This window comes from Nonomuraea sp. NPDC050643 (assembly GCF_040654715.1).
Taxonomy (GTDB): Bacteria; Actinomycetota; Actinomycetes; order Streptosporangiales; family Streptosporangiaceae; genus Nonomuraea.
Window position 1 is genome coordinate 74,949 of record NZ_JBFAIM010000024.1, and the last position, 21,734, is coordinate 96,682.

19 protein-coding genes are annotated in these 21,734 nt (G+C 72.6%); 9 read left to right on the plus strand and 10 right to left on the minus strand.

The annotated features are described in order from the left end of the window. Positions 1-48: 48 nt before the first annotated feature. The 3 genes from AB0I15_RS30330 to AB0I15_RS30340 all read left to right on the plus strand — a co-directional run bounded on the left by AB0I15_RS30330 (position 49) and on the right by AB0I15_RS30340 (position 3,125). Positions 49-462: an SgcJ/EcaC family oxidoreductase gene (locus AB0I15_RS30330; protein WP_358102528.1), complete on the plus strand. Its 414-nt coding sequence runs from the start codon at positions 49-51 to the stop codon at positions 460-462. 96 nt (positions 463-558) lie between these two features. Next, the gene (locus AB0I15_RS30335) at positions 559-1,938 is read left to right on the plus strand and encodes an ATP-binding protein (RefSeq protein WP_358102530.1); all 1,380 of its coding nucleotides are present in this window, start codon (positions 559-561) and stop codon (positions 1,936-1,938) included. Beyond that, the gene (locus tag AB0I15_RS30340) at positions 1,935-3,125 is read left to right on the plus strand and encodes a tetratricopeptide repeat protein (protein ID WP_358102532.1); all 1,191 of its coding nucleotides are present in this window, start codon (positions 1,935-1,937) and stop codon (positions 3,123-3,125) included. The genes AB0I15_RS30335 and AB0I15_RS30340 overlap by 4 nt, the downstream gene beginning before the upstream one ends. On the opposite strand, the gene AB0I15_RS30345 is transcribed toward AB0I15_RS30340, so the two are convergent. Further along, positions 3,122-4,102 carry an aldo/keto reductase gene (locus AB0I15_RS30345; RefSeq protein ID WP_358102534.1) on the minus strand — a complete coding sequence of 327 codons (981 nt, stop codon included), beginning with the start codon at positions 4,100-4,102 and terminating at the stop codon, positions 3,122-3,124. The two genes, AB0I15_RS30340 and AB0I15_RS30345, sit on opposite strands and share 4 nt — an antisense overlap. 62 nt (positions 4,103-4,164) lie before the next feature. Between AB0I15_RS30345 and AB0I15_RS30350 the strand changes: the two genes are divergently transcribed. The 3 genes from AB0I15_RS30350 to AB0I15_RS30360 all read left to right on the plus strand — a co-directional run bounded on the left by AB0I15_RS30350 (position 4,165) and on the right by AB0I15_RS30360 (position 6,511). Continuing rightward, the gene (locus AB0I15_RS30350; protein WP_358102536.1) at positions 4,165-5,043 is read left to right on the plus strand and encodes a LysR family transcriptional regulator; all 879 of its coding nucleotides are present in this window, start codon (positions 4,165-4,167) and stop codon (positions 5,041-5,043) included. Between the two features lie 31 nt (positions 5,044-5,074). Then, a complete protein-coding gene (locus AB0I15_RS30355) occupies positions 5,075-5,275 on the plus strand; it encodes an EF-hand domain-containing protein (RefSeq protein ID WP_358102538.1) in 201 nt (66 codons plus the stop codon). A 63-nt stretch (positions 5,276-5,338) separates the two neighbouring features. Next, positions 5,339-6,511, plus strand: a complete 1,173-nt coding sequence (locus tag AB0I15_RS30360; RefSeq protein WP_358102540.1) for a helix-turn-helix domain-containing protein — start codon at positions 5,339-5,341, stop codon at positions 6,509-6,511. Positions 6,512-6,517: 6 nt separating this feature from the next. Here AB0I15_RS30360 and AB0I15_RS30365 read toward each other — a convergent pair whose 3' ends face one another. After that, positions 6,518-6,931 carry a PPOX class F420-dependent oxidoreductase gene (locus AB0I15_RS30365; RefSeq protein WP_358102541.1) on the minus strand — a complete coding sequence of 138 codons (414 nt, stop codon included), beginning with the start codon at positions 6,929-6,931 and terminating at the stop codon, positions 6,518-6,520. A gap of 81 nt (positions 6,932-7,012) precedes the next feature. On the opposite strand from AB0I15_RS30365, the gene AB0I15_RS30370 reads away from it, so the two are divergent. Further along, positions 7,013-7,471 carry a nucleoside hydrolase gene (locus AB0I15_RS30370; RefSeq protein ID WP_358102543.1) on the plus strand — a complete coding sequence of 153 codons (459 nt, stop codon included), beginning with the start codon at positions 7,013-7,015 and terminating at the stop codon, positions 7,469-7,471. Positions 7,472-7,530: 59 nt separating this feature from the next. Here the strand turns inward: AB0I15_RS30370 and AB0I15_RS30375 are convergent, their stop codons facing one another. Beyond that, positions 7,531-7,863, minus strand: coding sequence for a hypothetical protein (locus AB0I15_RS30375; RefSeq protein ID WP_358102545.1), 333 nt, complete (start codon positions 7,861-7,863; stop codon positions 7,531-7,533). A gap of 152 nt (positions 7,864-8,015) precedes the next feature. Beyond that, positions 8,016-10,139 (minus strand): alpha-galactosidase, encoded by a 2,124-nt coding sequence (locus AB0I15_RS30380; RefSeq protein WP_358102546.1) that lies wholly within the window; start codon positions 10,137-10,139, stop codon positions 8,016-8,018. A 146-nt stretch (positions 10,140-10,285) separates the two neighbouring features. On the opposite strand from AB0I15_RS30380, the gene AB0I15_RS30385 reads away from it, so the two are divergent. Next, the gene (locus AB0I15_RS30385) at positions 10,286-11,446 is read left to right on the plus strand and encodes an ROK family transcriptional regulator (RefSeq protein ID WP_358102548.1); all 1,161 of its coding nucleotides are present in this window, start codon (positions 10,286-10,288) and stop codon (positions 11,444-11,446) included. Positions 11,447-11,562: 116 nt separating this feature from the next. Here the strand turns inward: AB0I15_RS30385 and AB0I15_RS30390 are convergent, their stop codons facing one another. Genes AB0I15_RS30390 through AB0I15_RS30410 form a run of 5 tightly spaced genes read right to left on the minus strand, consistent with a single transcriptional unit; the run spans position 11,563 to position 19,744 of the window. Beyond that, positions 11,563-12,855, minus strand: coding sequence for a hypothetical protein (locus tag AB0I15_RS30390; protein ID WP_358102550.1), 1,293 nt, complete (start codon positions 12,853-12,855; stop codon positions 11,563-11,565). A gap of 53 nt (positions 12,856-12,908) precedes the next feature. After that, positions 12,909-14,114 carry a glycosyltransferase gene (locus tag AB0I15_RS30395; RefSeq protein ID WP_358102552.1) on the minus strand — a complete coding sequence of 402 codons (1,206 nt, stop codon included), beginning with the start codon at positions 14,112-14,114 and terminating at the stop codon, positions 12,909-12,911. Then, positions 14,111-15,454 carry an MFS transporter gene (locus tag AB0I15_RS30400; RefSeq protein WP_358102554.1) on the minus strand — a complete coding sequence of 448 codons (1,344 nt, stop codon included), beginning with the start codon at positions 15,452-15,454 and terminating at the stop codon, positions 14,111-14,113. The genes AB0I15_RS30395 and AB0I15_RS30400 overlap by 4 nt, the downstream gene beginning before the upstream one ends. Further along, on the minus strand, positions 15,451-18,051 hold the full coding sequence (locus AB0I15_RS30405; RefSeq protein ID WP_358102556.1) for an MMPL family transporter: 2,601 nt from the start codon (positions 18,049-18,051) through the stop codon (positions 15,451-15,453). The genes AB0I15_RS30400 and AB0I15_RS30405 overlap by 4 nt, the downstream gene beginning before the upstream one ends. Further along, a complete protein-coding gene (locus AB0I15_RS30410; RefSeq protein ID WP_358102558.1) occupies positions 18,044-19,744 on the minus strand; it encodes a fatty acyl-AMP ligase in 1,701 nt (566 codons plus the stop codon). The genes AB0I15_RS30405 and AB0I15_RS30410 overlap by 8 nt, the downstream gene beginning before the upstream one ends. Positions 19,745-19,931: 187 nt before the next feature. Here AB0I15_RS30410 and AB0I15_RS30415 point away from each other — a divergent pair, with 187 nt between their 5' ends. Then, positions 19,932-21,188, plus strand: coding sequence for an MFS transporter (locus AB0I15_RS30415; RefSeq protein WP_358102560.1), 1,257 nt, complete (start codon positions 19,932-19,934; stop codon positions 21,186-21,188). Here the strand turns inward: AB0I15_RS30415 and AB0I15_RS30420 are convergent. Beyond that, on the minus strand, positions 21,170-21,640 hold the full coding sequence (locus AB0I15_RS30420) for a hypothetical protein (protein ID WP_358102561.1): 471 nt from the start codon (positions 21,638-21,640) through the stop codon (positions 21,170-21,172). The genes AB0I15_RS30415 and AB0I15_RS30420 overlap by 19 nt on opposite strands. Between the last annotated feature and the right edge of the window lie 94 nt (positions 21,641-21,734).

Genomic DNA, 21,734 nt, shown 5'->3' on the forward strand with positions numbered 1-21,734 from the left:
TGTAGAGTCTTAATCGGAGCAAGTCGCTCCGATTGAGGAGGCACGGTCATGAGCGAGATGGAGACCGCCGCGATCCGGCGGCTGGTCGTGGACGCGGAGGAGCACCAGAGCGACGTGGAGACGTTCGTCGCCCTGCACACCGCCGACACGAGCATCGTCAACTTCGGCGGGCGCCGGGTGGCGGGCAGGCAGGCGCTGACCACGGTGATGCGGGCCGCGCTGGAGTCGCCGCTGGCCCAGGTCATCACGAGGAACGAGGTGAAGGACATCCGTTTCGTCCGGCCGGACGTGGCGATCGTGACCTGCCTCAAGCGGGTGTCCGACGGCCGGGAGGCGGAGGTCAGGGAGGATCCCCGTACCGCGCTGCCGGCGTCGTCGGGGTGGCTGACGTACGTGGTGGCGAAGGAGCCGGGCGGCGCCTGGCGCATCGCCTCGGCGCAGACGACGCCGATCACCGGGTGAATCTCCGCAGGTGCCGGACCCGGTCGATGCAATGATATTTCGGTATCTTGCGTAGCTTGAGACCCGACCGATACCTGCGACAGAAGGGAACGGCACGTGTCCGACGATGCCGGCCTCCAGGCGCTCCGTGAAGCGGCCCGCCTGTCCCCGGACAACCTCCCCCTGCGGCAGCACCTGGCCGGGCAACTGCTGGCCAAGGGATACCTCGCCGCGGCCGAGGCCGAATTCCGCGCCGCACTCGTGCTCGCGCCCAAGAACCCGGACATCCTGGCCGGGCTGGCGGAGGTCTTCGTCCGGCAGAGCTCCTACGGCGAGGCGCTGGCGGCGCTCGAACCCCTGCTGGCCACGCCCGGCTACCCGCCCAGGCTCGGCATTCTGGCGGCCAGGGCGCTGATGGGCGAGGGCGACATGGGGCGGGCGGGATATCGATACTTCGAGGCGATCTCCCGCGACGCCTCCCTCGCCGACGCCGAACTGGCCGCCCGGCTGACCCCGGCCATCGCCGGCTCCCCGCGGCCGACGCCGCCGGAGGCCACGACCGCGCCCCAGCCCCTGTACGCCGCGCCCGCCTCCCACCCCTCCCCGGCGGACTCCGCCACGGCCGAGGTGGAGCGCGGCGGGCTCACGTTCGCCGACGTGGCCGGGATGGAGACGGTGAAGGAGGCGCTGCGGATCAAGCTGCTGCTGCCGATCCAGCAGCCCGACCTGTTCGCCGCCTACGGCAAGCGCGCCGGCGGCGGCGTCCTGCTCTACGGGCCGCCGGGAGCCGGCAAGACGCACCTGGCCAGGGCCGCCGCCGGCGAGCTCGGCGCGGCGTTCGTCAACGTGGGCCTGGCCGACATCCTGGACATGTACGTCGGCTCCAGCGAGCGCAACCTGCGCGCCACCTTCGACCTGGCCCGCCGCAACCGCCCCTGCGTGCTGTTCTTCGACGAGGTCGACGCCCTGGCCGCGCGCCGCTCCGACATGCGCCAGGCGCACACCCGGCAGCTCGTCAACCAGTTCCTGGCCGAGCTCGACGGCGTGGACCAGAGCGCCAACGAGGGCGTCCTGGTGCTGGCCGCCACGAACGCCCCCTGGTACGTGGACGCCGCCTTCCGCCGCCCCGGCCGGCTCGACCAGCCGGTGTTCGTCCCACCGCCGGACGGCGCGGCGCGCGCGGCCATCCTGCGCATCCTGCTGCGCGACAAGCCGCTGGCCGAGATGGACTTCGACGCGGTGGCCAAGGTGACCGAGCACTTCGTCGGCGCCGACCTGAAGGGCGTGGTGGACCGGGCGGTGGAGGCCAAGCTCCAGCAGTCGATCAGCGCGGGCCGCGCCATCCCGCTCACCACGCCCGACCTGCTGACCGCCGCCAAGACCGTACGTCCCACGGCCGTGCGCGAGTGGATGGCCACCGCGCGCAACTACGTCATGCACGCCAACGACTCCGGCGCCTGGGACGAGCTGATGCCCTGGGTCAAGGGGAAGTGGTGAAGGTCGCCGACCCGGTCCAGCGGGCCCGTACGCTGCTGCAGATGCGCCGCCCGGCCGAGGCCGAGCGCGAGTTGCGCGGCCTGCTGGCCCAGGAGCCGCAGCACATCACCGGGCACGCCATGCTCGGCCTGGCCCTGATCCAGCAGGGCCAGGTGCCCGAGGCCGTCGACGAGGCGCACGAGGCGGTCCGCCTCGCGCCCGACCAGTGGTTCCCGCACTACGCCGCCGCCCAGGTGCACTACCGGGCCCGCCGGCCCGAGGAGGCCATGGCCGCCGTCCACGCGGCCCTGAACCTCCAGCCCGAGTCGGCCAACACGTGGGAGCTGCTGTCCCGGATCCACATGCTCAGGGACGAATGGCCCCAGATGGCCGACGCCGCCCGCCGCGGCCTGAGCATCGACCCGCAGGACTCCGACCTGGTCAGCCTGCTGGCGCTGGCCTGCGTCAACCTCGGGGACACCGTGCAGGCCAGGAACGCCGCCGCGCACGCCGTCCAGCTCGACCCGGAGAGCGCCACCGCGCACTTCGTCCACGGCAGCGCGGCGCTGAGGTCGGGTGACGCGCGCGGGGCGGCGGACTCCTTCCGCGAGGTGCTCCGCCTCGACCCGGGCTTCGGCCGGGCCCGAGACCTGCTCGTCGCCGCGCTCAAGCAGCGCAACCCGCTGTTCAGGGGCCTTTCGCGGCTGCGCGGCAGGTTCCCGAACGGGTGGCGGCTGATCTTCCTGCTGCCCGCGCTCCCGCCCGTCATCGCGGTCTTCATCATCATGGCGGTGCTGCACTGGGTGGGCTGGGTCGCCGAGGCGTGGACCACGTTGCGGCTGGCCCGCGCCAAGGCCACCCGGCTGCTCTTCGAGGGCGCCGACGCCCGCGTGGCCCTGGCCTGCTGCGGCCTGGTGGTGGCGGGCGCGGCGCTGCTGGTGCTGGGCATCACGCTCGGCCAGGACGCGATCGGCACCGCCGGCGCGGCCGTCATGGCGCTGGTCACCCCCGTCCAGGAGGCCGCGCACACCGGCGCGCCCCGGGGACGCCAGGTCCTGTACGGCTGGGCCGCCGTGCTCGCCGTGGCCGTCGCCGTCTCGGTGGTCGCCGGCACGCCGGTGGTGGCGCTGCTCAGCGTGTACGCCGGTCTCGCCACCGTCTGGATCGCCTCCGCCGTCCGCGGCAGACCGGTGGGCCAGGGAATCTAGAGCAGCGTCCCGCCCGTCACCTCGAACGCGGCCAGCGCCTCGTCGATCCTGGCCAGCGTGTCGGCGTGCAGGGTGAGGTCGGCCGCGGTCAGGTTCTCCTCGATGTGGGCCGGGGTGCGGCTGCCGGGGATCGTCACCACGTGCTCGTCCTGGTGCAGCAGCCAGGCCAGGGCGAGCTGGGCCGGCGTGATGCCGAGCCGCGCGGCCAGCGCCCTGATCGGGGCGTAGCGGTCGTTGTTGCCGGCCAGGTTCTCGGCCGAGAAGCGGGGCGCGTTGTGCCGGAAGTCGCCCTCGCCGAGCGAGCGCACCGTACCGGTCAGGAAGCCGTTGCCCAGCGGGCTCCACGCCACCACGCCCACGCCCAGCTCCCGCGCCGCCGCCAGCAGGTCCCCGTCCACGGGGCGCCACATCGACCACTCGTTCTGCACGGCGGTCACCGGGTGCGCCGCGTGCGCCGCCCTGAGCTGCGCGGCCGTCACGTTGGACAGGCCGATGTGCCTGATCAGCCCGTCGCGCACCAGCTCGGCCAGCGCGCCCACGGTCTCCTCGATCGGGACGCCCGGGTCCGGGTAGTGGGCGTAGTAGAGGTCGATCACGTCGGTGCCCAGGTTGCGCAGGCTGCGTTCGGCGTAGCCGCGGATCAGGCGGGGCTCGGCGTTCACCCGGAGCTCGCCGAACGCGTACCCGACCGGCTGCGACCTGCTCGCCTCGCCCTCCGGGATCGCCAGGCCGAACTTGGTGGCCACGACCACCTCGTCCCTGCGGCCCTTGATGACGCGGCCGACCAGGCGCTCGTTGTGGCCGTTCAGCCCGTAGGCGTCGCTGGTGTCCACGTGGGTGCCGCCCGCGTCCAGCGCCGCCTTGAGCGCGGCCTCCGCCCGGGTGTCGTCCACGTCGCCGTACACGCCGGGCGAGAGCACCATGGCGCCGAAACCGATGGCGGGAACCCGCAGACTGCCGAGAGTGCGTGTCTTCATGGCCGTGATAGTGGCCCGCGTCCGGGAGCGGCGTCCAAGACCCTTTGCTATAACCAGTGGCTATGGACGTGCATCTTCGGGAGCTGCGCTACTTCGTGGCGGTGGCCGAGGAGCTGAACGTGACACGGGCCGCCGAGCGGCTGTTCGTCTCCCAGCCGGCGCTGTCCAAGCAGCTCAGGGTGCTGGAGCGGCAGCTTGGGTTCCGGTTGTTCGAGCGGGTGCACGGCGGGGTGGCGCTCACCCGGCAGGGCGCGGCGCTGCTGCCGGTGGCGCGTGAGCTGCTCGAACGGTGGACGGCCGGAGTGGCGGGCGCGCGGGCGGCGGCGCCCACCGGGACGCTGGTGATCGGGATGCAGACGGCCGTGGGGCGGGGGCTGCAGCAGGAGGCGCTACGCCGGTTCAGGGCCGTGATGCCGGGCTGGGAGGTGTCGTTGCGGCTCGTCGGCTGGGACGACCCCAGCGGCGGGCTGGCCGACGGGTCCTCCGACGTGGCGTTCATCTGGCTGCCGGTGCCGCCGGGGCTGAGGACGTACGTGCTGGCGACCGAGTCGCGCGGGGTGGCCCTGCCGGCCGATCACTCGCTGGCCGGGCTGGCGGAGGTGCCGTTCGCGGCGCTGCGCGACGAGCCGTTCATCGCGCTGCCGCCGGCGGCGGGGCCGCTGCGGGCCTTCTGGCTCGGGCTCGACGCCCGCGACGACGAGCCGGTGATCGGGGTGACCGCCAACACGCCCGAGGAGGTGTTCGAGGCCGTGACCAGCGGACTCGGCGTCGTGCTCGTCGCCGAGGGGAACGCCACGCTCTACAACCGGCCGGGAATGACCTATCGGCCTGTTACGGGGCTGCCTCCTGGGGAACTCGCCATTGCCTGGCGCGAAGGTGATGTGAGTCCACAAGTCATGGCATTCATCGACGCACTACGACAAGTGACCACTAAGGTCTGACGCGATATCGGACCACGCAGAAGGGCAGCCAATGAGCGACTACACGATCACCTTCGACCTGATCGACGCCGACAAGGACGGCCGTATCTCCGCCGTCGAGCTCGTACGGCTGATGGAGGTGCTCGGCCAGCCCGTGACGCTGGAGGCCGCGCAGGAGGGCGTGCTGAAGCTCGACAAGGACGGTGACGGCCTGATCGACCTGGAGGAGTTCGCCTCGTTCCTCCAGAAGTGATAAAAGCAAGCGTTTGCTACACATTCTCTTGTTGCCTGGGTCACAATGGCGGCAGGAGGGACGATGGCCATCAAGAGTGACATCAGCGAAAGCCGTACACCCGCGGACATCGTGAAGACGCTCAGGTCGGGCATCGGCCGGGTCTCCGAAGAGGTGATCGAGGAGATCCAGGCCCGCATCCCCGAGTACGCCCGGCCATCGGACGAGATCTACATCAAGGTCGTGCGAACGGCGGTCGAGCAGGCCATCGAGGGCTTCCTCGACCGCATCGAGAACCCTGACGCCCCCTGGAACCCCGAGCCGTTCCGCATGATCGGCAAGGGGGAGGCGGCCGAGGGCCGCAACCTGGAGCCGCTGCAGGCCGCGATGCGGCTCGGCGCCCGGGTGGGCTGGCGGCGGCTGACGGAGATCGCCGAACCGCTCGGCCTGTCGCCCCAATCCCTGTACGACCTGGGCGAGGCCATCTTCGTCTACCTCGACCAGCTCGCCGACGCCGCGGCCGAGGGCTTCGACGAGGCCAGGGCGCACGCCGCCGGCGAGATCGAACGCCGCCGCAACCGCCTGCTCGACCTGCTGCTCACCCAGCCGCCCGCGAGCGCGGAGGCCATCTCCGACCTGGCCAAGGCCGCCGGCTGGCGGCTGCCGCGGACCGTCGCCTGCGTGGCGCTCGACGACCAGCACGGCGCCTGCCGTGTGCCGCCGCTCCCGCCCGACGTCCTCACCGGCCTGGATCGGCCCGCGCCCTGCCTGCTCGTGCCCGACCCCAGCGGCCCCGGCCAGGCCCAGATGCTGGAGCACGCCCTGCGCGGGCACCGGGCCGCCATCGGCCCCGCCGTACGGTTCGGCTCGGCGGCGACGTCGCTGCGCTGGGCCGGGGAGGCCCTTGAGCTGTCGCGGCGCGGCGTCCTGCCCCGCGGCCTGCTGCGGTGCGAGGACCATATGGCCACGCTGGTGGTGTTCAAGGACGAGGAGCTGGTCAGCGCGCTGGCCGAGGTGCGCCTGGCGCCGCTGGCCCACCTGCGGCCCACCCAGCAGGACCGGCTGGCCGAGACGCTGCTGGCCTGGCTGCGGCACGGCCGGGGCGCGGGCGAGGTGGCCGCCAGGCTGCACGTGCACCCGCAGACCGTGCGCTACCGGCTGCGGCAGCTCGAGGAGCTCTACGGCGACCAGCTCGCCGACCCCGACATCCGGTTCGAGCTGGAGATCGCGCTGCGGGTCCGGCAGGCCGGCCGCTGAGCCCGTCTACCGGTGGACGGCCCGTCTCGACGGGTACCAGGCGTCGCCGACCGGCTCGCCGGCCATGTTCCAGCTCCACGAGATCGTGGGCGTGATGCGCGAGTAGAGGCCGGGGCCGACGAGCCCGACCCGCTCCACCGGCTCCTCGGCCACGCCGTAGACGCGTACGCCGCGCGCGACGAAGGGCTCGAACGACACCATGTCGTCCACGACCAGGGCCACCTTGGCGTTCCCTGCCGCGATGTTGCGGAACTTCCTGGTGCGCAGCACCTCCCGGCCCACGCCGCCGATCCAGAAGTGCGCGCCGTCGAACTCGTACGCCACCGGCACCACGTCCGGCTGCCCGCCGCCGGCCAGGGTGGCCACCCGCGCGAGCGGCTGCGACCGGAGGTAGGCGATCTCTTCGTCGGTGAACGACATGTGGTTGTCCCCTTTCGTGCCTCTCTCTTCCCAGACGATCGGCCCAGGCCGCGATCGACACCTGATCTGTAGCATGTTCGGATGCCGACACCGGTGATCCTCGACTGCGACCCCGGCCACGACGACGTCTTCGCGATCTGGCTGGCCGCCGGCGACCCGGCGATCGACCTGCGCGCCATCACCACGGTCGGCGGCAACGGCCGGCTCGACCACACCACCTACAACGCCAGGGTGGTGACGGAGCCGGCCGGGATCACCGGCGTGCCGATCTCGGCGGGCGCCGCCGGCCCGCTGGTGCGGCCGCTGTCACCGGCTGAGGGCATTCACGGTGCCAACGCGCTGGGCGGGGCCGAGCTGCCCGAGCCTTCCGTGGCGGCGGATCCGCGCACGGCGGCCGAGCTGGTCAGGGACACGCTCGACGCGGCCGGCGAGCCGGTGACGATCGTGGCCACGGGGCCGCTGACGAACGTCGCGATGTTCGTGCGCACCTACCCGGAGCGGCTCTCCCCGGTCGAGGACGCGCTCCGCACGCTTTCCTAGGCGCGGAGGCCGGGGCGCCCCTTCACGGTCGCGCCCCGGCCTGTCGCACGCGGGTCCCCTTACGGAACGTCGAACGTCTTCTTGTTGTTGGCCCCGATCACCTCGATGCCCTTGGTGCCGAGGATGCCGTCGAGCGGGATCGACACCGTGTAGGGCGCGGTGGTGGGAAGGCCGATGCCGGACAGCGAGCCGATGACCTCGATCCCCCAGTATTCCGGCTGCCTGATGTAGACCAGCGGGGACAGCTCGACCTTCATGTTGAGGTACGGCTTCGTGCCGCTGACGATCAGAATGAACGTCTTGGGCACGATGCCCGGTACGACCCTCGCCTCCTCGAAGTCGATCAGCTTGACGGATGCGGGCGCGGGCAGTTCGGCGAAGTTCTCGGCCATGGTGAATCCCCCTTGTGGAAATGGACGAACCCCCTGCGATCACGGACTGTGACCGTGACCGCGGCTTCGAAACTCTCACGCCCCGCCAAGGCGGGCAACGACCACTCTGGCCGGTCACGCGACCCTAACGGCCAAGCCACACGCCCCGGTGATCAGAGCTTCCTGAGCACCACCATCTCGCTGCGATGGTCGTCGCCGATCGGCTCCCACGCGGCGGGTCGCAGGCCGGAGGCCATCAGGGTGGCGCCGTACCAGCGGGAACCGTCGGCCGCCAGCTCGTACAGGGCCTCGGCGTCGAGGCCGGTCAGGCGGAGGCGGCGCGGGCCGCGCCCGGCGTTGCCGATCGGGTTGTAGACCAGCACCACGACCTCGTCGCCCAGGGCGTACTGCACGGCCGAGCGTTCCTGGCCCGGCACGCCCGCCAGCCGGTACTGGCGGCCCCGCTGCACGGTCGCGCGCACCCGCTTGTACTGCGCGATCAGGTCGGCGGCCTCCTCCAGCTCGGCGGAGGTCCACTCCGACAGGTCGCCGCCGATCCCGAGCACCCCGGACATGGCCACGTGGAAGCGGTAGCGCAGCGAGATCGTGCGCCGGGTGGTGGCGTTGGGCACGTCGGTGACCCAGGCCGACATGACACCGGCCGGGTAGAGCTGGGAGAAGCCGTGGTGCACGGTCTGCCGGTCGCGGGCGTCGGTGTTGTCCGACGGCCAGACCTCGTCGGTGTGCCGCAGGATCCCGAAGTCCGTACGCCCGCCGCCGCCGGCGCAGGACTCGATGCGCAGCCCGGGGTGGCGCTCGCGCAACTCGGCCATCACGCGGTAGACGCCGCGCGTGTGCTCGATCCAGACCCGGTCCTGGGTGGCGCCCCGCTCCGGCCAGCCCGCCTGGGTGAACGGGCGGTTCATGTCCCACTTGAGGTAGTCGAGGCCGAGCTCGGTGACCAGCCGGTCGAGCCAGCCGAATGCCCACGCGCGTACGTCGTCGCGGGCGAAGTTGAGCACGAGCTGCCGGCGCTTCTCGTCGCGGCGCCGGTGCTCCATGTGCAGGGCCCAGTCGGGGTGCGCCCGGTACAGCTCGCTCTCCTTGCTGAGGCCCTCGGGCTCCACCCACAGCCCGGCCCGCAGCCCCAGGTCGCGGATCCCGTCGAACATGCGGCGCAGCCCCTCGGGGAAGCGCCCCCGGTGCGGGAACCAGTCGCCCAGCGAGGTGGTGTCGTCGTCACGGGCGCCGAACCAGCCGTCGTCGATCACGAACAGCTCGACGCCGATCGAGGCCGCGGTCTTGGCCAGTTCGAGCTGGTGCTCCTCGGTGACGGCGAACGTGGTCGCCTCCCACGAGTTGTAGAGCACCGGCCGGTCCTCCGCGGGGGTGGGCAGCACGTGGGCTCGGGCGTACTCGTGCCAGGCCCGGCTGGCGGCCCCGAACCCGCCGGACGAGTAGAGGCCGAGCGTGACCGGCGTGACCAGCTCCTCCCCCGGCGACAGCGTCCAGCGCAGGCCGTCGTGGCCGAAGCCGGCCGACACGCAGGCGCCGCCCTCGGGACGGTGGGTGCTGGTCACGCGCCAGCTTCCGCTCCAGGCCAGGGCGACGCCCCAGACCTCGCCGTGCTCCTCGGTGGCCGCGCCCTCGTCGATCATCACCCACGGGTTGGACATGTGGCCGGTGATGCCCTGGCGGCTGGTGAAGGTCAGCTCGCCGACCGGCAGCGGGCCACGCTGGAGCTGCGTCTCCTCAGCCCACGCGCCGAAGACGCCGCTGTAGCGGTACGCCGCCGCGTCGGGGATGAACCAGTTGCCCGAGTCCAGCCGCGTGATGGCCGCCTCGGCGCCCGCGCGGACGGTGGTCCAGCGCTCGATGACGTCGGTGCCGGGATGGGCGCGTACGGACAGCACGACCTCGAAGGGGTGGTGCGCGTCGGCCAGCACGAGGTCGAGCCGCTCGGTGCCGCCGCCCTCGTCGTGCACCCGCGCGCCGGCGAAGCGCAGCTCCAGCGAGCGCGCGTGGCCGAAGGCGACCTGCAGCGACGGCGAGCCCCAGCGGGTGCCGCCGTCGACCGGAAGCAGTTCCTCGATCTCGCCGGGGGTGGAGAAGCTGGAGACGTGACGTCGCGGCACGGTGGTGACCTGGCGGGCGGCCTCGGGCGTGAGCCGCGGCCCCCAGTACGTCTGGCGCGGCGCGGCCTCCCCGGTCCGCGGGTCGATCTCCACGCCGAGCACGTACGTGGAGGCGGGCGTGATGACCGCCCAGTGGTGATCGTCTAGAGGAGTTACAGGCACCGGCGTCCCCCGAGCTGCTGGATCGATCAGGCGGCTGGAGGTTAACCCGAATTAGTGCACGTGGTCAATGAATGGGGTGCTGTTTCAGGAACGATCGCAATATCTGCAGCCTTGTTACTTGACATCACGAACAAAGGGGTTCGAGCATGAGCCGCGTGTTCTCCCCCACCGCACCCGAGCCGGTGCGGCTCACGGACGCCATGCGGTCGGTGTTCGTCGAGCTGCTCGTGCACGGGCCCCTGTCCAGAGCGGAGGTGGCCCGCAGGCTGGCGTTGTCGCCGTCCGCGCTGACCAAGCTCACCAAGCCGTTCATCGAGGCGGGATATCTGCTGGAGGCGGCCGGCGAGGGCCCGGCGGGCGTCGGGCGGCCCTCGCAGCCGCTGCGGGTGGACGCCTCGCGCATGTCGTTCGCCGGCATCAAGCTGACCGCCGACGAATTGTTCGCCGTGCGCGTCGACCTGGCGGCCACAGTGCGGCGGGAGACCTCCAGGCCGCTCGCGAGCCATGACCTCGGCCACGTGCTCGGCCGGATCGCCGAGGCGGTCGAGGAGCTGAGCGTGCCGGGCCGGCCGTTGTCGGCCGTGGGCATCAGCCTGGCGGGCACGGCCACACCGGGCGATCCCGTCGTGCACACCTCGCCGTTCCTCGGCTGGAGCCGGGTGCCGCTGGCCAGGCTGGTGGAGGAGGCCGTGTCGGTGCCGGCGGTGGTGGACAACGACGTGCGGGCGCTGACCGCCGTACAGCAGTGGTTCGGGGCGGGGGTGGGGCATTCGTCGTTCGCGCTGATCACGGTCGGCGCCGGGATCGGCTGCGGGCTCGTCATCGGCGACCGGCTGGTCACCGGGCGGTCGGGGGCCACCGGGCTGGTGGGCCACCTGCGGATCGACGACCGCGGCCCCCTGTGCGAGCGGGGCCACCGCGGCTGCGCCCGCGCGTACGCCAGCGCCCCGTCCATCCGCCGCTCGATCGCCTCGACGCTCGACCGGCCCGCGCTCACCTTCGACGACTGCCTGGCCCTGGCCGCCGACGGCCAGCCCGTCGCCCGCCGCGTGCTCGACGAGGCCGGGGCCGCCCTCGGCCAGGTGGTCGCCACCGTCGCCAACCTCACCGGTCCGGAGCTGGTCGTCCTGTCCGGCGAGTCGGTCCACATGTACGACGTGTGCGCGACGGCGTTCGACGCCGCACTCGCCCGCCACACCCACTGGACGACCGCCCCCGTCCGGGTCGCCGTCAAGCCCTTCACCTTCAACGAGTGGGCCAGAGGGGCGGCCGTCACCGCTCTCCAGCACCTGCTGCTGCACCGCTGACGGGAGCCACCGGCTCCGTGAAAGCGCCGTGGCCGGGCACCGCGTGCGCGGTGCCCGGCCACGGGTGGCTCGGATCAGACGGCCCTGATCAGACGGTTCCGGTCAGGCGGCTCCGGTCAGGCGGCGTGCAGGTAGACCTGTCCGAAGACCTCCGAGAGGTTCTTCAGGTCCGTGGCCAGGTCCACCTCGGGGTTGGCCGGGTCGTAGATGGTGGCCAGGCGAGGCCGGACCGTGCCGAGCTTCTTGAGCTGGTCCCACGTGACGTTGGCGGCCCACTTCTCGCCGTACACCCGGCTGACCTGCCCCTGGTCGTTCTGCCAGCGGGTCCACAGCGTGACCGTCTCGGCCGCGTCGTCCTGGAGCGGGCTGGCGATGCGGTCGGTGATGGCCTTGGTGGCCTGCTCCTCGGTGAGCTGGGCGGTGCCGGTGGCGGCGAAGGAGGCGTCCTCGGCGGCGATCTGCGCGTAGGCGTCCCAGGCGCGGGCGCGGACCTGGATCCACTGGTTGCGCTGGGCCTCGGCGGCGTCGATCTTCCAGGTGGCGTAGTCGGTGGCCAGACGGCCGCTGTCGAGGGAGAGCTGGTCGATCGTGCCCTTGGCCAGCCAGGAGCCGATGCGGTCGGGGTCGAGCAGCGGGTACTTCTTCGTCATCTCGGCCTTGCAGGCGTCGTTCGCGCCGCAGCCGAACAGCGGCACCAGCGTGTGCGCGGACATCTTCTTGCCCGGCAGCAGCGCGCGCAGCGCGGTCGTCGTCTCGGTGACGAACTTGTCCAGCTCCTCCGCCGTCGCGAAGTTCTGGTTGAAGCCGAGCTGCGAGGTGAACCGGACGCCCACGACGTTCGGCTGCGCGACGGCCAGCGCGGCGATCTTCTTGACGGCCTCGGCCAGCTTGCCGGCCTTGTAGTCGTCGGCGAGCTCGGTCTCGATCCAGACGCGCATGTCGGTCTGGGCGATGGCCTGCGTGGCCTTGCCCGCCGGGGTCTCCTGGGCGGCGCTCTTCTCGGCGGCGCTGAGCCCGTTGCCGTCGACGAAGCACTGCTCGCCGTTCTGGCACTCGGGCGTCCCGCCGTCCTCGGCGCCGGGGACATCGGGGCCGTCCACGTCGTGGAGCTGGCCGTCACCCTCGGAGTCGGTCGGGCAGACGTTCCCCTCGTCGCTGCAGTCGATCAGGATCGGGTTCATGGGCCCGGCTTCCTTGAGGTTCTCGCTGTCGTTCTCCAGCCAGAACTTCGCGATGTCCAGAGCCTCTTCGGGGGTGGCCATCCAGGTGCAGACGACGTACGCCGGGGTGTCGGCGGACAGCAGGTCGTTACAGCTCTTGGGGTCGTCCTGGGACCAGGCGGGAATGCCGATGCCGAGGAGCGAGAGGGTGAGGCCGATGACGAAGACCTGCCGTAGCCGGAGTCTCATGGCACCTTACTTCCAAGGGGTGATCGTTGGCATATCGCACAATATCCGGACGATCAACAACGTTCAATGAGATCTATGGCATTCTTCACGCCATTCTCAACGCGAAGTAGCCGCCCCAGTTGCACTGATTTTTCTACATATTTCGGTACGGCAAGCAGCCGCGCAGCCAACGTCTCCCTGCTCAGCTCCCTGATCGGCAACGGCGGCGGCCCCGCTCCCAGCGCCGTCACCCTGCGCCCCCAGAACGGCTGATCGGAAAAGAACGGGCACACCACGTTGGGCACCCCCGCCGCCAGCCCCGTCCCCGTGGTCCCCGCGCCGCCATGGTGAACGATTGCCGTCATTCTCGGAAACAATGCGTCGTGCGCCACCTCCCCCACCACCCGAAGATCGTCGTCCGCCGCGACCGGCAGCCCCTGCACCACCCCGCGCAGCCGCGCCCGCCGCAACGCGGCCACCACCTCGGCGGCGACCCGCTCGGGCTCCCGCGGCGCCATGCTCCCGAACCCCACGAACACGGGCGCCGCCCCCGCCGCCAGGAAGTCCTCAAGCTCCTCGCCCACCCCCGTGCCGGGCAGCCGCCAGTAGCCGGTCATCCGCACGTGCTCAGGCCAGTCCGGAGGGCGGGGCACCACCAGCGGGCTGACCCCGCACAACACCGGCACCCGCGCCCGCCGGTCGGCCGCGAACGGGCTCCCCCGCAGCGGCCCCAGCCCCAGCACGCTCGACCGCAGCCGGTTCACCATGCGCCCGAGCACCATCCAGCCGAGCCGCTCGACCAGGGCGTAGCTGGCCCGGTTCCCGAGAGCGCCGAGGGTCGCGAGCGGCACCAGCGGGTTGGGGAACTCGCGGGTGGGCTCGCTGGGCTGGAAATGCAGGATCCGGTACGGCATCCCGTACCTGTCGTGCAGGTGCCGGCCGAAGGCGCCCAGGGCGGGGGCGAGCACCAGGTCCGCGCCGGCGCAGGCACCGTCGACCTGGGCGGCCAGCTTGGCGGCCGACGGCTCCACCACGTCCCTGAACCCGCGTACGAACCCCAGCGGCCCGCTCCGCAGCCACCGCTGCCCCTCCTCGCTCTCCAGGATCGCCACCGGATCCACCTCCAGCGGCACGAACCTCGTACCGGGCGGCCCCGTCCTCGCGTAGCGGCCGGCCGCGACGAGGGTGACCTCGTGGCCTCGTCCGGCCAGCCCCCGGGCCAGCGCGGCGCACGGCTGGACGTCGCCCCGCGACCCGAAGCCCAGCACGGCCACCCTCATGGCAGGGTCACCAGGCTGACCAGCGCCCCGACCAGTACGAGCCCGGCCGCGACGAGCAGCCCGACCGCGTACCCGGCGGCGAAGCCACTGGCCGCGTGCACGATCACCCCGACCACGGCGATGCCGAACAGCCCCGAGATCTCGCGGCTCACGGAGAAGACGCCGCCCGCGACCCCCGCCCGCGCCTCCGGCACGGCCCCCAGCACCGCCGATCCCAGCGGCATCGTCAGCGCCGACCCCACCCCGATCGCGCACACGGCGGGCAGCAACCGCCCCCACCCGTCGCCCGCCTGCAGCGTCGCGGCCAGCGCCATCCCGAGCGCCACGAGCACGAGCCCGGCCGCCACCGTGCGCCCGGCCCCCAGCCGCCGCTCCACCGCCGGCGCCAGCGGCGTGACGAGCACCACCAGCAGCGCCAGCGGCACGAAGGCCAGCCCGGAGTCCGTGGGCGTGAACCCGAGCACGCCCTGGAGGAAGATCGCGGTGTAGAAGAACACCCCGTTCACGCCGAGCCCCCAGAGCACCTGGGCCACCACGCCGCCGGTGAAGCTCCGCACCGCGAACAGCCGCACGTCCACCATCGGGTCCCGGGCCCGCCGCTCGGCCACCGCGAACGCCGCCCCTCCGCCCGCGCACGCCAGCAGCGCGACCACGACGGCCGGCGACCCGAAGCCGTGCTCGCCACCGTGGATCAACGCGAACGTCCCCGCCGCCAGGAACACCACGGACGTGACCACCCCGGCCACGTCCAGGTCACGGCCATCGCCACGGGAGGGCGGAACGGCCACGGCGGCCAGCGCCATGACGGCCGCGCCCAGGGGCACGTTGATCAGGAACACCCAGCTCCAGTGCGCGTGCTGGCTGAGGTACCCGCCCACCACCGGCCCGAGCGCCAGCGCCGCGGCCCCGGAGGCCATCCACACGGCCACCCCCATGGACCGCTGCCGCTCCTCCCGCCCGGCCAGCACGGCCAGCGTCGCGGGCAGGATCAGCGCGGCGCCCGCGCCCTGGACCAGCCGGGCGGCGACCAGCGCGCCGACGGAGGTGGCCAGCCCCGCACCGAGCGAGGCCGCCGTGAACGTGCCGAGCCCGGCCAGCAGCACCCGCCGATGCCCGTGCACGTCGGCCAGCCGGCCGCCGGCCAGCATGAGGCCCGCGAAGGTCAGGATGTAGCCGGTCGCCACCCACTCCAGGGCGGTCAGGCGGGCGTCCAGGTCTCGCTGGATGCTGGGCAGCGCGACGGTGACGACCGTGTTGTCCAGGGTGGTCATGAACCCGGCCAGCCCGACGACGAGGAACAGCGGGCCGGGCCTGCGTACCCGGAGGCCGGCGACGCTCACTCGTCCACCTCCACCCACCGCCACCCGGCGCCGCCGGGATCGGCCCGCACCACCCGGTCGCGTCCCGCCGCCACCTTCACCCACCCGGGACGGGCGGGCTCGGCGGGCAACGGCACGGGGTCGGTGTCCGCCCCGAAGACGGCCGGCCGCCCGCGCACGGTGATCCGCGGCGGCACGTCCACCACCCGCGGCGGAGAGGCCGCCTCGGCCCCGGTCGCCCTCGGCGGCGCACCCGCCCGCGAACCGGGCGCCACGGCCTGCGGCACGGAGCCCGGCCTCGGCGCGGAGGCCGAACCAGCAGCCGAACCAGGAGCCCAGCCGGGTGCGGGGGGCGAGCCGGGTGCGGAGGCCAGGCTTCGTGCGGGGGCCGGTCGCGGCTCAAGGGCCGGTCGGGGAGCGGGCTCGTGGAGGTCGATGCGCCGGTGGAAGCGCCGCCACGACCGGGGCAGCCACCAGTTGGCCCCGCCCAGCAGCCGCATGGACGCGGGCACCAGCAGCGCCCGCACCAGCGTGGCGTCCACCACGATCGCCACGAACATGCCCACCCCGAGCAGCTTCACGATCGTGATCCCGGCCGTGGAGAACGCCCCGATCACGACCAGCAGCAGCAACGCCGCACTGGTGATCACCCCGCCCGTCTGCTGCAGCCCGGCCGCCACCGCCGCCGTGTTGTCCCCGGTGCGCACCCACTCCGCCCGCACCCGCGACAGCAGGAACAGCTCGTAGTCCATCGACAGCCCGAACACCACGGCCAGGATGAGGACGGTGACGGTCGCCTCGATCGACCCCGTCGAGGTGAAGTCCAGGACCGAGGCCAGGTGACCGTCCTGGAAGGCCCACACGATCACCCCGAACGAGGCCCCGATCGACAGGACGTTCATCAGCAGCGCCTTCACCGGCAGCACCAGCGACCCGAACGCCGCGAACAGCAGCACCCCGGTGACCGAGCACACCACCAGCCCCATCCACGGCAGCGTGGCGAGCAGGCTGTCCTGTAGGTCGAGCTGCGCGGCGGTGGTCCCGCCGACCACGACGCGGCGCGTGTTCGGCTCCAGGTCCAGGGACCTGATCGACCGGACCAGCTCTCTGGCCTCGTCCGACATCGGGTCCCGGTCGTAGCGCACGGCCAGCCGTACCGCGCCGTTGGTCTGGGAGAGCCCGGCCACCTCGACCGCCGTGACGTGGGGCAGCCGCTTCAGGCGGGTCACGAAGGGCCGTACGTCGGAGGGGGTCACCGGCGTGACGGCGCTGATCGGCGTGTGCCCCTGCCCCAGCGGGCCGCGGCGGGCGGGAGGCTCGGTGAAGGAGCGTTCGACCAGGACGTGTACGTCGATCGGCGCCATGGAGTTCCTGGCGAAGTCCCGGTCGAGCGTCTCGGCGACGCGGCGGCCCTCGGAGGCGGCGGGCAGCACCCGGTGGTCCACGTTGCCGAACTTGACGTGCAGGAACGGCACCGCCAGCGCGACCAGCACGACCGTCACCGCCACCAGGTACAGCAGCGGCCGGCGCATCACGCTCGACGCCACGGCGTGCCACACCCCGCCCTCCCGCCGCCCGAAGTCGGGCGTGAGGCGCAGGGCGTTCACCCGTGGCCCGAGCACGCCCAGCACGGCGGGCAGCACGACCAGCGCCGCCACCATGGCGACCAGCACCACGGCCGCCGCGCCGAGCCCGATCGAGCGCAGGAACATCTGCGGGAACAGCAGCAGCCCCAGCAGCGCCGTGGCGACCGTCAGTCCGGAGAAGGCCACGGTGCGCCCGGCCGTGGCCATCGTGCGCACCACGGCCTGCTCGTTCGAGGCGCCGGCCGCGATCTCCTCCCTGAACGCCTTGAGCACGAACAGCGAATAGTCGATGGCCAGGCCCAGCCCGAGCATGGTGACGACGTTCAGGGAGAAGACGGAGACCTCGGTGACCTCGGTGAGCAGGCGTAACAGCACCAGCGCGCCGAGCACCGAGAGCAGCCCCACAAGCAGCGGCAGCCCGGCGGCCACCAGACTGCCGAACACCACCACGAGCAGCACCAGCAGCACGGGCATGGAGATGGCCTCGGCGCGGGCGAGATCGGCGGCAGTCTGGTCGTTGAGCTCCGCCAGCAGCGGCACCGAGCCGCCGACGGAGACGTAGAGGTTCTGGACGCCTCTGAGCCGCCGCTCGATCGCGGCGTAGCCGTCGCGTTTGGCCTGCGGCCCGCCCTTCAGCGTGACCACCGCGTACGTCGAATGCCCGTCCGCGGACACCATCTTCTTCGACCCGGTCGTCCAGTACGTGGCCATCGCGCGCACGTACCGGCCGGGCAGCCCGCGCAGCGAGTCGTGCACCGCCTTCTTGTAGCGCGGGTCGCGGGCCTCGACCGCCGGATGCCGGTAGAGGACGACGACGTCGGGCGCGTGGCCGCCGTACCACTCGTCGTTCCAGTGGGCGGAGGTCGTGGAGTCGGCGCGCGGGTCCTCGAAGCCGCCGTCCGCCATCCGCCCGAACAGCTCCAGCCCCAGCGGCGCGACGAGGACGGCCACCGCCAGGCTCAGCACCAGCAGCGTCCACCTGCCGCGATAGACGAAGCGCCCCGCCGACTCGAACGCGCCCGATTCAGACAAGGGCGCCCTCCAGATACGCCCGCAGGCAGGCCCGCCGGGCGATCTTCCCGCTGGACGTCCTGGGCACGGCCCCGGCCGGGGTCAGCACGAAGTCGTACACCGATAGTTCGTGATATTTCTGGACCGCCGCCCGTACCGCCCGGCCCACCTCGTCCGCGTCGGCCTCCAGCCCGTGCCGCGACCGCTCGGCCACCACCACGAGCCGCTCGGTCCCCTCCCCCGGCACCGCGAAAGCCGCCACCCGGTCCCGCCGCACCGCCGGGTGCGCCTCCTGCGCGGTGGCCTCGATGTCCTGGGGGTAGTGGTTGCGCCCGTCCACGATGACCAGGTCCTTGATCCGCCCGGTGACGTAGAGCCGGCCGCCGTGCAGCACACCGAGGTCGCCGGTGCGCAACCAGGCCCCCTCCGCACCGTCCGGCACCGTCCCGTCCGACGTCGCGCCGTTCACCACCGCGCCGAACGTCTCCGCGCTGCGGGCCGGGTCCCGCCAGTAGGCGCGGGCCACGTTCGGCCCCCGCACCCAGATCTCGCCGACCTCGCCGCCGGGCCGCTCCCGCCCGTCCTCGCCGACCAGGCGGACCTGCTGGCCGTGGGGGCGCCCGCAGGAGACGAGCGTGCTGCGCGGGCCGGTCCCGGTGTGCGGCACCGCCCGCCCGTCGCGCAGCGCGTCGCGCTCGAACGCGGTCACCACCGGCCGCTCGTCCCGCCCGGTCGCGGCCACGAACACGGTCGCCTCGGCCAGCCCGTACGCCGGCGTGTGCGCCTCCGGCCGCAGCCCGCACCCGGCGAAGGCGTCGTCGAACGCCTCGATAGCGCCCGGCCGCACCGGCTCGGCGCCGTTCAGCATGACCCGCACGCCGGACAGGTCGAGCCCTTCCTTCTCCTGGGGGCTGACGCGGGCGGCGGTGTACTCGTAGGCGAAGTTGGGCCCGCCGGTGAACACGTCGCCGAACTCCGACAGCAGCCGCAACCACCGCACCGGGCTCATCACGAACGCCACCGGATCCATGAACACCGCCTGGTTGCCGCCCACGATCGGCATCGCGACGGTGGCGACCAGCCCCATGTCGTGGAAGAGCGGCAGCCACAGCGCCGCCACCGAGGTCCTGGGCGTGGCCCGGAACACCTCCCAGAGCTGGGCGGCATTGGCCGTCAGGTTCGCGTGCGTGATCTCGACCCCGGCGGGCGCGCGGGTGGAGCCGGAGGTGTACTGCAGGTAGGCCAGGTCTTCGGGGCGGATCCGCTCGGGCTCCCACTCGTCGGCGAGCAGGTCGGAGACCGCGTCCACGGCCACCACCCGCTTCGGCGCGGGGGCGGTGGCCAGGAAGTCGCGGACGCCGGGCAGCGCGGCCGTGGTGGTCAGCACGACGAGCGGGTCGGCGTCGGCGTAGGCCCCGGACAGCCGCTCGGCGTGCCCGGGCAGGCCGGGGGCGAACAGCGGCACCGCGACGAGCCGCGCGTACATCACGCCCAGCATCGCCACCACGTAGTCCAGCCCCTGCGGCGCGAGCACCGCGACCCGGTCCCCCGGCCCGGCCAGCTCGCGCAGCCGTACGGCCAGCGCCCTGGCCTTGAGATCCACCCGGCCCCAGGTGAGCGTCCCGCGCGAACCGTCCCCGAGGTGGTCGACGAACGTGTACGCGGGCGACTCCGGGATCTCCCGGGCCCATCGGGCCACCTGAGCGATCAGCATGCCTGGCCCCCTCGCCGTCAGCAGGGACCTAGCAAATTACGGGAGAAGCAGGCTCGATTCTTGCCAAACGCCTGCACATTCCGCGATCGCTCTTGTCACGAGAGTGACAAGAAATAACCAGACGACAAGGGCCGAAACAGGCGGCAGAATGGTGGAGTTTGGCGCTTTTTCCAGGGGGTTCGGGCCGGTGCACAGTTATCTCAGCGATCTCGGGTTGCTCCGGGACCGCCGGTTCACCCTGCTGCTCTCGGCGCGGACGATCTCCGTTCTGGGCAGTGCCTTCGCCCCTGTCGCTCTGGCGTTCGGCATCCTCAACCTGCCCGGGGCGACCGCCTCGACCCTGTCGGCCGTGCTGACCGCCGAAGCGCTGCCCATGATCCTGTTCATGCTGGTCGGCGGCGTGATCGCGGACCGGCTGCCGCGGCAGCGGGTGATGATGGCGGGCGAGTTCCTCATGGCGGCCGGTTTTCTGGCGCTGTCGGCGATGCTGCTCACCGGCTGGACCCCGTTGCCCGCGCTGATCACGGCCGCGGCGGTCAGTGGTGTCGCCACGGCGGTCACGTTCCCCGCGCTGACCGGGATCATCCCCGAGGTCGTGCCGCGGGAGCATCTGCAGGCCGGCAACGCGCTGCTCGGCCTGGGCGCCAACGCCTCGCGCGTGGCGGGCGCGGTGCTGGGCGGCGGCACGGTGGTGCTGTTCGGCGGCGGCTGGGCGCTGGCGGTGAGCGGCGCCATGTTCGCGACGGCCGGCGTGCTGATCGCGCTGCTGCGCCTGGAGCCGGGCGAGAAGCTCGCGGGTGAGCGGCACTCGGTGCTGGCCGACCTGCGGGACGGCTGGCGGGAGTTCAGCTCGCGGCAGTGGATCTGGGTGGTGGTCGCGCAGTTCTCACTCATGGTCATGGCCATCCAGGCCGGGCACGGGGTGCTCGGCCCGCTGATGGCCAAGGAGACCCTGGGCGGGCCCGCGGCCTGGTCGGCGTTCCTGGTGGGCGAGGCGGTCGGGACGATCGTCGGCGTGATCGTGTCGATACGGGTGCGGCCACGCCGTCCGATCCTGGTGGCCGTGCTGCTGTGCCTGCCGACCTCGCTGCCGTACTTCCTGCTCGGGCTCGACGCGCCGCTCTGGGCGCTGGTGGCCGGGTCGTTCGTGCTCGGCGTGTGCTTCGACGTGTTCGGCGTGCTGTGGCAGACGACGATGCAGCGGGAGGTCCCGGCCGAGTCGCTGTCGCGGGTGAGCTCGTACGACATGCTCGGGTCGCTGATGTTCGGGCCGATCGGGCTGCTGCTGGCGGGTCCGGCGGCCGGCCTGTTCGGCACGGAGCAGGCGCTGCTCGGCTGCGGGGTCATCGTGGTGGTGGCCACGCTGGCCGCGCTGCTGTCCCCGGGCGTGCGCAACCTGCGCGCGCCCGAGCCGCTGACCCCCGTTCACGCGGACCTGAAATAGGCGTTGGCGCGGGGCTGGAACATCAGGGTCACCGCGCCGAGCACGGCCAGGACGTGCAGGATCCGGCTGCCCGCGAAGATCAGCTCCATCGTGCCCGCCCCGGCCAGGGCCTCGCCGATCGAGCCGCCCGCCAGCAGCCACTGGGCGGGCTCGATCACCAGCGACAGCGTCCCGAACACGCCGAGCGTGCCGGCCAGCGTCCAGCGTGCCCAGTTCGCGCCGCCCTTCAGTTTCAGGGCCAGGAAGATCGCCCCGGCGAACACGGCCAGCCGGAACCCGGCTCCCGGCAGCAGGTCGAGCACCGGGGTGCCCTCGTACAGCAGGCTGCCGATCATCAGCACGGCCTCGAACGCGCCGAACGCGACCGCCGACAGCCAGAGCATGGCGGCGGTGTGCACGACAGGCGGGGGCGACTGCTGCTCGGTCTTGCGCGCTGCGGTGATGGTGCTCATGGCGGGCCTCCTAGGTGCGGGGTTACCTGAGAAGTGTGCGTTGTGAGCCGGGCTCAGATCATGCCCGCCGTCCCCCGACTTCTGGTGGGGCCCG

What these genes read in the sequence shown, in the direction of transcription:
- AB0I15_RS30350 (WP_358102536.1), top strand. Translation starts at nt 4,165, where the DNA reads ATGGACGTGCATCTTCGGGAGCTGCGCTACTTCGTGGCGGTGGCCGAG.
- AB0I15_RS30345 (WP_358102534.1), bottom strand. Translation starts at nt 4,102, where the DNA reads ATGAAGACACGCACTCTCGGCAGTCTGCGGGTTCCCGCCATCGGTTTC.
- AB0I15_RS30375 (WP_358102545.1), bottom strand. Translation starts at nt 7,863, where the DNA reads ATGGCCGAGAACTTCGCCGAACTGCCCGCGCCCGCATCCGTCAAGCTG.
- AB0I15_RS30330 (WP_358102528.1), top strand. Translation starts at nt 49, where the DNA reads ATGAGCGAGATGGAGACCGCCGCGATCCGGCGGCTGGTCGTGGACGCG.
- AB0I15_RS30385 (WP_358102548.1), top strand. Translation starts at nt 10,286, where the DNA reads ATGAGCCGCGTGTTCTCCCCCACCGCACCCGAGCCGGTGCGGCTCACG.
- AB0I15_RS30370 (WP_358102543.1), top strand. Translation starts at nt 7,013, where the DNA reads ATGCCGACACCGGTGATCCTCGACTGCGACCCCGGCCACGACGACGTC.
- AB0I15_RS30365 (WP_358102541.1), bottom strand. Translation starts at nt 6,931, where the DNA reads ATGTCGTTCACCGACGAAGAGATCGCCTACCTCCGGTCGCAGCCGCTC.
- AB0I15_RS30395 (WP_358102552.1), bottom strand. Translation starts at nt 14,114, where the DNA reads ATGAGGGTGGCCGTGCTGGGCTTCGGGTCGCGGGGCGACGTCCAGCCG.
- AB0I15_RS30420 (WP_358102561.1), bottom strand. Translation starts at nt 21,640, where the DNA reads ATGAGCACCATCACCGCAGCGCGCAAGACCGAGCAGCAGTCGCCCCCG.
- AB0I15_RS30410 (WP_358102558.1), bottom strand. Translation starts at nt 19,744, where the DNA reads ATGCTGATCGCTCAGGTGGCCCGATGGGCCCGGGAGATCCCGGAGTCG.
- AB0I15_RS30355 (WP_358102538.1), top strand. Translation starts at nt 5,075, where the DNA reads ATGAGCGACTACACGATCACCTTCGACCTGATCGACGCCGACAAGGAC.
- AB0I15_RS30390 (WP_358102550.1), bottom strand. Translation starts at nt 12,855, where the DNA reads ATGAGACTCCGGCTACGGCAGGTCTTCGTCATCGGCCTCACCCTCTCG.
- AB0I15_RS30360 (WP_358102540.1), top strand. Translation starts at nt 5,339, where the DNA reads ATGGCCATCAAGAGTGACATCAGCGAAAGCCGTACACCCGCGGACATC.